Raw genomic sequence first — 12,002 nt, forward strand, 5'->3', positions numbered from 1 at the left:
TACAGGAAATTAGCTTTCTCTTAACCGTTCGAGTCGCCAGAAGGAGGCCCGAAGGGACGCCGGGGGGCGTCGAGAGGAGCTGACCGTGATCGGCCTAGTCGCCGCGGTGTCCATCCTGGGCCAAACGCCCGAACTGCCCGCCCTGCCGCCCATCCGGCGCGATCCCCAGATTACCTATGTCGACCGCAACGGCCAGGTGCTGGGCGTGCGCGGCGGCCGCTACGCCCCGCCGGTCAACGTCGACCGCCTGCCGGCCTATGTGCCCGCGGCCTTTGTCTCGATCGAGGACCAGCACTTCTGGGAGCACTCGGGGTTCGATCCGCTGCGCATGGCCAAGGCGCTGGCCGTTGACGCCCTGAAGGGCCGGGCGGCCCAGGGCGCCTCGACCATCACCCAGCAGACGGCCAAGCTGCTCTTCCTCTCCTCGGAGAAGTCGGTGGAGCGCAAAGCGACCGAGCTCGTCTACGCAATCCAGCTCGAGCAGTCCTATTCGAAGAAGCAGATCCTCGGCCTATACCTGTCGCGGGCCTATTTCGGCGAGGGCGCCTACGGCCTCGAGGCCGCTGCCCAGCGCTATTTCAACAAGCCGGCCGCGCGCCTGACGATCCGCGAGGCGGCCATGCTGGCCTCGCTGATGAAGTCGCCGACCAACTACGACCCGGTGACCCAGCCCGAGGCCAACGCCCAGCGCGCCCGGCTCGTCCTCGACGCCATGGTCCAGACCGGCGCCATCACCTCGGCCCAGCGCGCCCAGGCGCTCGCCGCGACGCCCAAGGTCTGGAAGAGCGCCGCCCAGGCGCCGGCTCAGTATTTCCTCGACTGGATCGACGACCAGACCCTGAAGATCGTCGGCCGTCCGAAACAGGACCTCGTGGTCGAGACCACCCTCGACCTGACGCTGGAGGACGCCGCGGCGGACTCCATCCGCGCCACCACCGCCCGCTACAAGGCCCAGGGCGTCGAGCAGGCCGCCGTGGTCAGCGTCGACGGCTTCGGTCGGGTGTGGACGATGGTGGGTGGAACGGACTTCGCCACCGCCCCCTACAACCGCGCCGTCGAAGCGCACCGCCAGGCCGGATCGGCCTGGAAGCCCTTCGTCTACCTGACCGCCCTGGAGCAGGGCCGCACGCCGGAGACGCCGGTGGTCGACGAGCCGGTGACCATCGCCGGCTGGTCGCCCAAGAACTACGAGGAGGGCTTCCTCGGCCCGATCACGATGCAGAAGGCGCTGGCGGAATCGGTCAACACCGTCGCGGCCCGCGTCGCGGACGAGGTCGGCCGCCAGAACGTCGCCGCCACAGCCCGGCGGCTCGGCATCGTCTCGACGATCAACACCGACCCGGCCATGGCGCTCGGCACCAGCCTGGTGACGCCGCTGGAAATGGCCCAGGCCTATGCCGTGCTGGCCAACGGCGGTTACCGGGTGCAGGCCTATGGCGTCGAGCGGATCCGCGCCGGCGGCCAGGTGCTCTACCAGCACCGCAACCCGCCGCTGCAGCTCGTCGCGGCCAACCCGGCGTTCTCCGAGCTCACCGGCATGATGCGCACGGTGCTCACCGAGGGCACCGGCGTGCGCGCCGCCGTCCCGGGCTACGACCTGGCCGGCAAGACCGGCACCACATCGGACTACAAGGACGCCTGGTTCTGCGGGTTCACGGGCGGCTTTGCGACGGTGGTCTGGATGGGCCGCGACGACAACAGCTCCATGCGCAAGGTCACCGGGGGCCTCGCGCCGGCCGAGGCGTGGAAGACCTACATGGTCAAGGCGCTGAAGCGGGTGCCGCGGCTGCAGATCCCGGTCGGTCCGCCGCCGCCGCCTCCGCCGCCGCCCATCGATCCGAACGCGCTGCCGCCGCCGGCCGTCCCGGCCCCTGCCGCTACGCCGGTCGGGGCTCGCTGAGGGCGCGGGTGACGCCGAGGGCGATCATCGCCTGGCCGCCGAAGTAGAGGGTCCAGACCCCGATCCCGACCCACGCCTGGCCGGCAAGCGGGCCGCTGCGGGCGAAGATCAGCAGGTCGGAGACGAGGAACATCACCGCGCCGAGGGCGACCCACCCCCGCGGAAAGCGCGACAGCCAGGCGCTAGCGGCCATGCACGACAGGCCCGTGGCGTAGAGCGCGATGCCCGGGGCCATGGCGCGGTCGGCCGGCAGGGCCCAGGCGGTGGCCACGGTCGCCACGACCAGCGCCGCCGCCACCAGCCAGTCCGTGGGGCCGAGCCCGGGCCGGCGGTTCTTCACGTAGAGCCCGATCGCCACCAGGTGTCCGGCCAGGAAGGCGAGGGCGCCGCGGGTCAGGCCAATCACCTCCAGCAGCACGTCGCCCGCTGCGCCGAGCGCCATCACCAGGGCGATCAGCCAGCCGTCGAGGCTCCTCGCCCGCAAGGCGGCGTAGACCGCCAGCAACGCGACCCCCGAGCCCTTCCAGGCGGTCATCACCGGGTGATCCAGGTGCAGCGGCCAGGCCGCCATATAGCTCGCTCCGCCGACGAATGCGGCGATCAGGGCCGCGCGTGCGGCCGCGTCCTTCCATCCCATGGCTGTCCCCCGGCCGGTTTGGGCGCGACCCTAACGGCGTTCGGCCGGGCGACGCTAGCGGCGCAAGGCGGCGGTTGGCTAAACTGGGAGCGAAGCGGAGCAGGGTGGTCGGCGTGGCGTCGTCGGAGACAGGTTGGCCGGGGTTCCCCAAGCCGCGCCGGGCGCGGCTGCCGGCGCCGGCCGACGGCGCCCAGCCGAAGGGCTTCGCCGGGGTGCGGCTCTCGTTCGAACAGGCTGACGCCTCACTGGCCGCGGCGGCCGACCGCCTGGCCCTGCCGGCCTCGAGCTGGGGCGGGGCCGACTTCGACATCCTGGCGATCTCCGGGGGGGCGGCAGGCGGCGCCTTCTCGGCAGGGGCGCTGGCGGGGCTGACCCGCGCTGGTCGCCGGCCGACCTTCGCCATCGTCACCGGCGTCTCCACAGGCGCGCTGATCGCGCCCTTCGCCTTCCTCGGGCCAGAGTGGGACGACAGGCTGCGCGACGCCTACTGCGGCGGCCATGCGGCCCAGGCGTTCGGGCTGATGGGCGTCTCGCCCCTGCTGGACGGCGGCCTCTTCAAGCCGGACGCCCTGGAAGGCCTGGTCGGCCCCTTCGTGGACGAGCGCCTGATCGAGGCCGTCGCCGCCCAGCACCGGCTGGGCCGGCGGCTGCTCGTCGCGACCACCGACCTCGACCGCCAGAAGCCCTGCATCTGGGACATGGGCGAGATCGCCGCCCGCGGCGGTCCAGAGGCGGTGCGGATGTTCCGCGACGTGCTGATCGCCTCGGCCAGCCTGCCGGGCCTGTTCCCGCCTCGGCGATTCACGGTCGAACAGGACGGCGCCGAGTTCGAGGAGCTGCACGCCGACGGCGGGGTGGCCGCGCCGCTGTTCATCATGCCCGAGGCCCTGCTCCACTGGCGCCAGCTCGGCCGGCGCATGCGCCGTGGCCGCGTGCACGTCCTGATCAACACCGTGCTCGATCCGGCGCCGCGCACCACCGCCATCAGCCTGCCGTCGGTGCTGGTGCGCAGTTTCGACACCATGCTGCGGGTGTCCTACCGCCAGGCGCTGAACGTGGCGGTCACCTTCTGCGTGGCCCACAATCTTTCGCTCAGCGTCGCCTCGATCGCCGAGGCGCCCGGCGCGACCGACAACGGCGCGATGCTCAATTTCGACACCGCCGCCATGCGCCGCCTGTTTGACGCCGCCGAAGCCGCGGCCCAGGCCCCCGACTTCTGGCGCACGCCTGCCGCCCGCTCCGATCCGTGGAGCGACTTCCTGGCCTTCCTGCAGAGCCGCTAGGCCGCCGCGCCGCGCAGCAGGATGTCGATGGTCCGCGCGGGCAGGGATTCGCCGTCGCTCCACGGGAATTCCGGCACGGTGATCAGCAGCGAGGCCACCCCATGGAGGCCGGCGAAGAACACCTCCAGCAGCTCGGCCGGCGGGCCGGGCCGCAAGGCGCCTGCCGACTGGGCAGATCCGATGGCTTCCAGGATCAGGGCCATGATCTGGTCCGCCGCCGCCGAGCTTTCGACGAAGTAGGTCTCCTCCGGCGCGCTCACCTCGTCCTCGATCAGGAAGATCGCCCGGAAGTGGTCCGGATTGGCCCGCCAGAACGACACCTGGGCGAGCAGCAGGGCCCGAAGCCGGTCCAGCGGGTCGGCGGCGTGGCCGGCCTCCGCCTTCAGACGCTCCAGCAGCTCGGCGAAGGCCAGCTCCCAGATGTGCCGCAGGAGGGCGCGCTTGTTCGGGAAGGCGGTGTACAGCGCCCCCGCCGAGCAGCCGGCCCGCTCGGCCACCGCGCGCATGGAGACGCCCTGGTAGCCGAGCTGCACGAACAGCTCCCGCGCGGCGCGGACGATGCGGGCCCTGGCGTCCTCGGCCGCGGCCGCACCACGGGCCGGCCGCCCCCGCCGTCGTGGGGTCGTCTCGCTCATCAGACTTCGCCCTTGAATAAATTGAACGCGTTCACGTAAATAGCAGATCAGAATTCACGGGAAGCGGAAAGTGGGGGAGGGGACCATGCAGCGCAGCGTGGACGTGGTCGTGGTCGGCGCAGGTATTGCCGGGCTCAAAGCGGCGGCGGTGCTGAAGGCCGCTGGCCGCAGCGTGGCGGTGCTGGAGGCGCGCGATCGGGTCGGCGGCCGCACCCTGGGCGGGGAACTGGCCGGTGTGGCCATCGATCGCGGCGGCCAGTGGGTCGGGCCGCAGCAGAAGCGGCTGCTGGCCGAGGCGGCGGCGCTCGGCGTCGAGACCTACGACCAGTATGACCAGGGCCGCCAGGTGCTGATGCGCAAGGGCCGCCGCTCTACCTACGCCGGCGACACGCCGAGCCTGCCGCTCCACGCCCTCCTAGAGCTCGACGGGGTGGTGAAGCGCTGGAACCGCGAAGCCCAGACCCTGCCGGCCGAGGCGCCATGGACCGCCGCCAAGGCCGTCGAATGGGACGGCCAGACGCTGGAGAGCTGGATCCGCCGGCATGTGAAGACCGGCGGCGCGCGCCTCTTCGCCGAACTGGTGACCCGGGCGGTCCTCTGCGTCGAGCCGGCGCAGCTCTCCTACCTGTTCTTCCTCGAATACCTGCGCTCCGGGGTCAGCCTGGAGACCCTGATCGGCGTCGAGGGCGGCGCCCAGGCGGCCAAGTTCCGCGGCGGCGCTTTCCAGATCGCCCGCCGCATGGCCGCGCCGCTGGCGGAGACTGTGGAGCTGAACGCGCCGGTCCGCGCCATCGCTCAGGACGAAGACGGCGTCAGGGTGGCCACCGACCGCGGCGAGATCGCCGCCCGCCAGGCCATCGTCGCCGTGCCGCCGGCGCTCGCCCAGCGGATCGCCTACAACGCCCCGCTGCCGTCCAGCCGCGATGGCCTCACCCAGCGCATGCCCATGGGCTCGGTGATCAAGGTGCACGTCGCCTACGAGACGCCGTTCTGGCGCAAGGCCGGACTCTCCGGCCAGGTGGCCAGCGACGCCCACGCCTTCAACATCGTCTTCGACCAAACGCCGGAGGACGAGCGCTGCGGCATGCTGGTGGGCTTCATCGACGGCGACCACGCGGTGGCCCTGTCCAGCGCCGGTCACAACAGCCGCCGCCAGGCGGTGATCGCCTCGCTGGTCGACTACTTCGGGCCGGACGCGGCCCAGCCGATCGGCTACGACGACCAGGACTGGACGGCGGAGGAGTGGAGCCGCGGCTGCTACGTCGGGACCATGGGCCCCGGCGTGCTCACCCGCTTCGGCCCGGCCCTGCGCGAGCCGTGCGGCCGCATCCACTGGGCCGGCACGGAAACGGCCACCGAGTGGATGGGCTATATGGACGGCGCCCTGCAGTCGGGCGAGCGCGCCGCAACCGAGGTGCTCGCCAAGCTCGCGTGACGGCCTAGACGGCCTAGACGGCCTGGGCCTCGCCGACCGCCTCCTCGACCTGGCCCAGACGGTCCTTGCCGAAGAACATCTCCTCGCCGACGAAGAAGGTCGGAATACCGAAGACGCCCCGCGCAACCGCGGCTTCGGTGTTGGCCACCAGTTCGGCCTTCACGCCGGGGTCCTGGGTGGCCTCGAGGATCGCCTTGGCGTCGAGGCCGGCGGCGCTCAGCACCCGGGCGATGACGGCCGGATCGTCCATCTTCTCGCCCGCCTCCCACATGGCGGCCAGCACGGCCCCCAGATAGCGGTCGCCGACGCCCAGCCGCCGCGCCGCGATCAGGCCGCGCATGATCATCAGGGTGTTCACGGGGAAGTTCGGGTTCATCCTGAAGCGGTCGAGGCCGTGCTTCTTCACGAAGCGGCGGGTCTCCAGCTGCTCGTAGGCGAGCTTGCCCTTGACCTCGCCGAAGGCCTCCACGGGCGATCGGTTGTTGGCCGCCTTGAAGATGCCGCCGAGCAGGCAGGGGATCAGGTTCACCGCCGCGCCGGTGCGGGCGGCGATGGCCGGTAGCACCTGCCAGGCGAGGTAGGCGTTCGGGCTCCCGAAATCGAAGATGAAGTCTATGGTCACGGGCTTGGTCATGGGGCGTCTCTCACCAGGTCTCGCGCCAGGGGCGGAGGTCGAGTTCGTGGGTCCAGGCCGAGCGCGGCTGGCGATGCAGGGCGACATAGGCCTGGGCGATGTCCGCGGGCTTCAGCACCTCGTCGCGGGCGAGGAGATCGTCGACGTCCTCGCGGTTGGAGCGGATGAAGACGCCGTCCACCGCCCCGTCGATCACCACATGGGCCACATGGACGCCCTGTGGGCCGAGCTCGCGGGCCATGCTCTGGGCGATGGCGCGCAGGCCGTGCTTGGCGGCGGCGAAGGCGGCGAAGCCGTCGCGGCCGCGGACGCTGGCGGTCGCGCCGGTGAAGAGGATCGTCCCGCGGCCGCGCGGCGCCATCGCCCGGGCCGCTTCGCGTCCGGTCAGGAAGCCGGCGAAACAGGCCATCTCCCAGACCTTGTGGAAGACCCGCGTGGTGGTCTCGGCGATCGGGAAGCGCACGTTCGCGCCGATGTTGAAGATCACCACTTCCAGCGGACCGACGTCGCGCTCGATGCGCGCGAAGAGCTCGACCATCTCCTCCTCTGAGCGGGCGTCGACGCCGAAGGCGTGCGCCGCGCCGCCGTCCGCGCGGATCTCCCGAGCGAGGGCCTCGAGGTCGTCCAGGTGGCGCGCCCGCCGGGTCATGCAGACGGCGAGGCCTTCCTCCGCGAAGGCGCGCGCCAGGGCCGAGCCCAGTCCGTCGCCGACGCCCACCACCAGGCAGGCGCCCTTCCGCTCAGCCATCGCCACCACTCCGTTCTGTTTCCGAACTTAGGTTCGTATTGAATTCGAACGCAGTCAATGGGAGCATCGCGCCATGAAGTGGAACGAGCTTCCCAACGAGCCCTGCTCGGTGGCCCGCACCGTCGCCGTGATCGGCGACCGCTGGACCCTGATGATCCTGCGCGACTGCTTCCTGGGCGTCCGCCGGTTCGAGGACTTCGAGCGCCGGCTCGGCATCTCGCGCAGCATCGTGGCCGACCGGCTCAAGCGCCTGGTCGACGAGGGCGTCCTACAGCGCGAGCCCTATCAGCAGCGGCCGGTCCGCCACGAGTACCGCCTCACCGACAAGGGGCTGGCCCTGCATCCGGTGGTCCTGGCCATCGTCCACTGGGGCGACAGCTATTACGCCGGGCCGGAAGGGCCGCCGCTGATCCACCGCCACAAGGCCTGCGGCTGCGACTTCGCCCCGGTGACGACCTGCTCCGAATGTCACGCGCCGCTGGGGGCGCGCGACGTGGAGTTCCGCCCCAATCCGGCCGCCGGAGACCTGCGACCGATTTTGTCGTAGAGCCTCGATACCTCTTCTCGGGACGACGGGCGGCGGACGCTCTCTGCAAACCGCGAGATCAGGAACATCTTGCGAACAGAGAACAAACGCGGTACGCCTGAGTCCTCGGCCGAAACGGGCGTTTCCGGGGCCGGGTTGGCGGGAATCTACGGTAGAAGGGGCTATCGGAAATGACTCAATCGGCACTGAGGCTCGTGGGACGCGAAGACGGGGATAAGCAGCGCGCTCTGGAAGCGGCGCTGGCGCAAATCGATCGGGCCTTCGGCAAGGGCTCGGTGATGAAGCTGGGCGAGAAGGGCAAGATCGTCGAGATCGAGTCCTTCTCCACGGGGTCGCTCGGCCTCGACCTGGCGCTCGGCATCGGCGGCCTGCCCAAGGGGCGGATCGTCGAGATCTACGGGCCGGAATCGTCGGGCAAGACGACGCTGGCGCTGCACGTGGTGGCCGAGGTCCAGAAGAGCGGCGGGACCGCCGCCTTCGTCGACGCCGAGCACGCGCTCGATCCGTCCTACGCCCACAAGCTGGGCGTCAACCTCGACGACCTCCTGGTCTCGCAGCCGGACACCGGCGAGCAGGCGCTGGAGATCACCGACACCCTGGTGCGCTCCGGCGCGGTGGATGTGATCGTCGTCGACTCGGTGGCGGCCCTGACGCCGCGGGCCGAGATCGAGGGCGAGATGGGCGACAGCCTGCCCGGCCTTCAGGCCCGCCTGATGAGCCAGGCGCTGCGCAAGCTCACCGCCTCGATCTCCAAGGCCAAGACCCTGGTCATCTTCATCAACCAGATCCGCATGAAGATCGGGGTGATGTACGGCAGCCCGGAGACCACGACCGGCGGCAACGCCCTGAAGTTCTATGCCTCGGTGCGCCTCGACATCCGCCGCACCGGCTCGGTGAAGATGCGCGACGAGATCGTCGGCAACAACGTCCGGGTGAAGGTGGTCAAGAACAAGGTCGCCCCGCCGTTCCGCGAGGTCGAGTTCGACATCATGTACGGCGAGGGGATCTCCAAGCTCGGCGAGATCATCGACCTCGGCGTCAAGGCCGGGATCATCGAGAAGTCGGGCTCCTGGTTCTCCTACAACTCCACCCGCATCGGCCAGGGCCGCGAGAACGTGCGCGAGTTCCTGAAGACCAATCCCGACGTGGCCGCCGACATCGAGAAGGCGGTCCGGGGCGCCAAGGCCGCCATCGAGGAGGAGTTGCTGGTCGGCCCCTCCGAGGGCGAAGACGACGCCGGGGGCGACGGCAGCCTGTAAGGATCCCGACGGGGCTGGCGCCGCGCCGCCCGCGGGGACCCCGCCGCCAACCTCCCCAAAGGGCCTTAGAGCCCGCGGGGCGCAAGCCTCCGTCCGGACAGGACGCTCGGGAGCGATCCCGGGCGTCCTTTTCCTTTGAGGGCCAAATTCCTTCCGGTCGGCGGCCAAGTTTCGTAAAGGGGCGCCCGACCCTACATTTGCTGGCCGGGAGTCCTCCCTGTCAGCCTTGAGCAAAGCAGCGTTGAAGCCAGTCCGATGACGAGCCTGAACCAGATCCGCAGCCACTTCCTCGACTACTTCCGGAAGAAGGATCACGCCGTCGTCGCCTCGGCTCCGCTGGTGCCGCAGAACGACCCGACCCTGCTGTTCGTCAACGCCGGCATGGTGCCGTTCAAGAATTACTTCACCGGCGCCGAGACCCCGCCGTTCCCGCGCGCGGCATCGTCGCAGAAGTGCGTGCGCGCCGGCGGCAAGCACAACGATCTCGACAACGTCGGCTACACCGCCCGCCACCACACCTTCTTCGAGATGCTGGGGAACTTCTCCTTCGGCGACTATTTCAAGGACCAGGCGATCGAGGCGGCCTGGACCCTGATCACCAAAGAATTCGGCCTGCCGACCGACAAGCTGCTCGTCACCGTCTATGCCGACGACGACGAGGCCGCGGGCCTGTGGAAGAAGATCGCCGGCTTCTCCGACGACAAGATCATCCGCATCGGCACCTCGGACAATTTCTGGTCGATGGGCGACACCGGTCCCTGCGGCCCCTGCTCGGAGATCTTCATCGACCAGGGCCCCGAACTCGCCGGCGGCCCGCCCGGCAGCCCCGACGAGGACGGCGACCGGTTCCTGGAGTTCTGGAACCTCGTCTTCATGCAGTACGAGCAGTTCGCCGACGGCCGCCGCGAACGCCTGCCCAAGCCGTCCATCGACACGGGCATGGGGCTGGAGCGGATCACCGCCATCCTGCAGGGCGTCCGCTCCAACTACGACACCGACCTCTTCAGGACCCTGATCGCGGCCAGCGTCGAGGCGACCGGCGTGAAGGCGGAGGGCGAGGCTGCGCCGTCGCACCGGGTGATCGCCGACCACCTGCGCTCGTCGAGTTTCCTGATCGCCGACGGCGTCAGCCCGTCGAACGAGGGCCGCGGCTACGTGCTGCGCCGGATCATGCGCCGCGCCATGCGCCACGCCCACATCCTGGGGGCCTCGGAGCCGCTGCTGCACCGCCTGGCGCCGACCCTGATCGCCGAGATGGGCGAGGCCTATCCGGAGCTGAAGCGGGCCCAGGCGTCCATCGAGCACACCCTGCGCGAGGAGGAGGAGCGGTTCCGGCGCACCCTCGGCCGCGGCATGGCGCTTCTGGAGGAAGCGACCGGCGGGCTTGCCACCGGCGGCGTCCTCTCCGGCGAGACCGCCTTCAAGCTCTACGACACCTACGGCTTTCCGCTCGACCTCACCCAGGACGCGGTGCGCGCCAAGGGCCTGACCGTCGACCTCGAGGGCTTCGACGCGGCCATGGCCAAGCAGCGTGAGATGGCGCGGGAAAACTGGTCGGGCTCCGGCCAGGTCGCCGCGGCGGCCGAATGGTTCTCCGTGCGCGACCGGCTCGGCCCGACCGAGTTCGCCGGCTACGACAACGTCGAGGCCACGGCCGAGCTCCTGGTCCTCGTCCGCGACGGCCAGGAGATCGACAAGGCCAAGGCCGGCGACAAGGTCCAGGCGCTGTTCGACCGCACTCCCTTCTACGCCGAGAGCGGCGGCCAGGCCGGCGACCAGGGCGAGGTGGAGTGGCAGGGCGGCCGCGGCCGCGTCACCGACGTGCAAAAGCAGGCCGGCGACCTCCACGTCCACGACATCGACGTCCTCGAAGGCGAGCTTTCGCCCGGCGCCCGGGTGCGCCTGGCGGTCGACGCCGCGCGCCGCGCCGCGACGCGCGCCAACCACTCGGCGACCCACCTGCTGCACGCCGCCCTGCGCCATGTGCTCGGGCCGCACGTCGCCCAGAAGGGCCAGATGGTCGACGGTGAGCGCATCCGCTTCGACTTCAGCCACGGCCAGCCGCTGAGCCTCGACGAGATCGACCGCATCGAGGCCGAGGTGAACGCGGTGGTTCGCCAGAACCTGCCCGCCGCCACCGAGCTGATGGCCCCGCAGCAGGCGATCGAAGCCGGCGCCATGGCCCTGTTCGGCGAGAAGTACGGCGAAGTGGTCCGCGTGCTCACCCTCGGCAAGGCGCTGGAGGGCGAGGGCGCCTATTCCGTCGAACTCTGCGGTGGCACCCATGTGGCCCGCACCGGCGACATCGCCCTCTTCAAGATCGTCTCCGAGCAGGGCGTCGCGGCCGGCGTGCGCCGGATCGAGGCGCTCACCGGCGAGAGCGCGCGGCGCTGGCTGCTGGAGCAGGCCGGCGTCGCCAAGGGCCTGGCCGAGCAGTTCAAGGTTCCCGTGGCCGAGGTCCCGGCCCGGGTCGAGGCCCTCCAGGTCCAGGCCCGCAAGCTCGAGAAGGACCTCGCCGAAGCCAAGCGCCAGCTCGCCATGGGCGGCGGCGGCGGGGCCGCGGCCGGGCCGGAGGAGATCGGCGGTGTCCAGGTGCTCGCCCGCGTCATGGAGGGCGTCGGCGGCAAGGACCTGCGGCCGATCGCCGAGGAGTTCAAGAAGCAGCTGCCCGACGGCGTCATCGCCCTGGTCGGCTCGGCCGAGGGCAAGGCGGCGGTGACCGTCGCCGTCACCGGCGCGGCGCAGGGCCGCTTCAACGCGGTCGAGCTCGCCAAGGCGGCGGTGCAGGCCATGGGCGGCCAGGGTGCGGGCGGGCGGCCCGATTTCGCCCAGGGCGGCGCTCCGGACGGGGCCAAGGCGGTCGAGGGCCTGGCGGCCGTGAAGGCGGCGCTGGGCGCCTAAGGAAAACGCCCGCCGCGGTCTCC

Annotated in this window: 10 protein-coding genes; 6 read left to right on the forward strand and 4 right to left on the reverse strand. The window is 70.8% G+C overall.

The features are described from left to right. Positions 1 to 85 precede the first annotated feature (85 nt). Positions 86 to 1,900 carry a transglycosylase domain-containing protein gene (locus tag DJ017_RS09335; protein WP_111528463.1) on the forward strand — a complete coding sequence of 605 codons (1,815 nt, stop codon included), beginning with the start codon at positions 86 to 88 and terminating at the stop codon, positions 1,898 to 1,900. On the opposite strand, the gene DJ017_RS09340 is transcribed toward DJ017_RS09335, so the two are convergent. After that, on the reverse strand, positions 1,878 to 2,537 hold the full coding sequence (locus DJ017_RS09340) for a lysoplasmalogenase (RefSeq protein ID WP_111530034.1): 660 nt from the start codon (positions 2,535 to 2,537) through the stop codon (positions 1,878 to 1,880). The genes DJ017_RS09335 and DJ017_RS09340 overlap by 23 nt on opposite strands. 113 nt (positions 2,538 to 2,650) lie before the next feature. Between DJ017_RS09340 and DJ017_RS09345 the strand changes: the two genes are divergently transcribed. Continuing rightward, positions 2,651 to 3,820, forward strand: coding sequence for a patatin-like phospholipase family protein (locus DJ017_RS09345; RefSeq protein ID WP_227000084.1), 1,170 nt, complete (start codon positions 2,651 to 2,653; stop codon positions 3,818 to 3,820). Here DJ017_RS09345 and DJ017_RS09350 read toward each other — a convergent pair. Continuing rightward, positions 3,817 to 4,455: a TetR/AcrR family transcriptional regulator gene (locus DJ017_RS09350; RefSeq protein WP_111528465.1), complete on the reverse strand. Its 639-nt coding sequence runs from the start codon at positions 4,453 to 4,455 to the stop codon at positions 3,817 to 3,819. The genes DJ017_RS09345 and DJ017_RS09350 overlap by 4 nt on opposite strands. Positions 4,456 to 4,540: 85 nt before the next feature. Between DJ017_RS09350 and DJ017_RS09355 the strand changes: the two genes are divergently transcribed. Further along, positions 4,541 to 5,890: a flavin monoamine oxidase family protein gene (locus tag DJ017_RS09355; protein WP_111528466.1), complete on the forward strand. Its 1,350-nt coding sequence runs from the start codon at positions 4,541 to 4,543 to the stop codon at positions 5,888 to 5,890. Positions 5,891 to 5,903: 13 nt separating this feature from the next. On the opposite strand, the gene DJ017_RS09360 is transcribed toward DJ017_RS09355, so the two are convergent. Together DJ017_RS09360 and DJ017_RS09365 are read right to left on the reverse strand one after the other, a co-directional pair. Continuing rightward, a complete protein-coding gene (locus DJ017_RS09360; RefSeq protein ID WP_111528467.1) occupies positions 5,904 to 6,524 on the reverse strand; it encodes a 2-hydroxychromene-2-carboxylate isomerase in 621 nt (206 codons plus the stop codon). Between the two features lie 10 nt (positions 6,525 to 6,534). Further along, positions 6,535 to 7,272 carry an SDR family oxidoreductase gene (locus DJ017_RS09365; protein WP_111528468.1) on the reverse strand — a complete coding sequence of 246 codons (738 nt, stop codon included), beginning with the start codon at positions 7,270 to 7,272 and terminating at the stop codon, positions 6,535 to 6,537. Positions 7,273 to 7,345: 73 nt separating this feature from the next. Between DJ017_RS09365 and DJ017_RS09370 the strand changes: the two genes are divergently transcribed. The 3 genes from DJ017_RS09370 to alaS all read left to right on the forward strand — a co-directional run bounded on the left by DJ017_RS09370 (position 7,346) and on the right by alaS (position 11,979). Continuing rightward, the gene (locus DJ017_RS09370; protein ID WP_111528469.1) at positions 7,346 to 7,819 is read left to right on the forward strand and encodes a winged helix-turn-helix transcriptional regulator; all 474 of its coding nucleotides are present in this window, start codon (positions 7,346 to 7,348) and stop codon (positions 7,817 to 7,819) included. 170 nt (positions 7,820 to 7,989) lie between these two features. Beyond that, positions 7,990 to 9,078: a recombinase RecA gene (recA, locus tag DJ017_RS09375; RefSeq protein WP_111528470.1), complete on the forward strand. Its 1,089-nt coding sequence runs from the start codon at positions 7,990 to 7,992 to the stop codon at positions 9,076 to 9,078. A 255-nt stretch (positions 9,079 to 9,333) separates the two neighbouring features. After that, positions 9,334 to 11,979 (forward strand): alanine--tRNA ligase, encoded by a 2,646-nt coding sequence (gene alaS / locus DJ017_RS09380; protein ID WP_111528471.1) that lies wholly within the window; start codon positions 9,334 to 9,336, stop codon positions 11,977 to 11,979. Positions 11,980 to 12,002: the final 23 nt, after the last annotated feature.

Source organism: Phenylobacterium soli (assembly GCF_003254475.1).
Classification (GTDB): domain Bacteria; phylum Pseudomonadota; class Alphaproteobacteria; order Caulobacterales; family Caulobacteraceae; genus Phenylobacterium; species Phenylobacterium soli.

Excerpts from the sequence above, each read along its gene's own strand:
- DJ017_RS09355 (WP_111528466.1), top strand. The coding sequence starts at position 4,541 with ATGCAGCGCAGCGTGGACGTGGTCGTGGTCGGCGCAGGTATTGCCGGG.
- DJ017_RS09340 (WP_111530034.1), bottom strand. The coding sequence starts at position 2,537 with ATGGGATGGAAGGACGCGGCCGCACGCGCGGCCCTGATCGCCGCATTC.
- alaS (WP_111528471.1), top strand. The coding sequence starts at position 9,334 with ATGACGAGCCTGAACCAGATCCGCAGCCACTTCCTCGACTACTTCCGG.
- DJ017_RS09360 (WP_111528467.1), bottom strand. The coding sequence starts at position 6,524 with ATGACCAAGCCCGTGACCATAGACTTCATCTTCGATTTCGGGAGCCCG.
- DJ017_RS09350 (WP_111528465.1), bottom strand. The coding sequence starts at position 4,455 with ATGAGCGAGACGACCCCACGACGGCGGGGGCGGCCGGCCCGTGGTGCG.
- DJ017_RS09365 (WP_111528468.1), bottom strand. The coding sequence starts at position 7,272 with ATGGCTGAGCGGAAGGGCGCCTGCCTGGTGGTGGGCGTCGGCGACGGA.
- recA (WP_111528470.1), top strand. The coding sequence starts at position 7,990 with ATGACTCAATCGGCACTGAGGCTCGTGGGACGCGAAGACGGGGATAAG.
- DJ017_RS09370 (WP_111528469.1), top strand. The coding sequence starts at position 7,346 with ATGAAGTGGAACGAGCTTCCCAACGAGCCCTGCTCGGTGGCCCGCACC.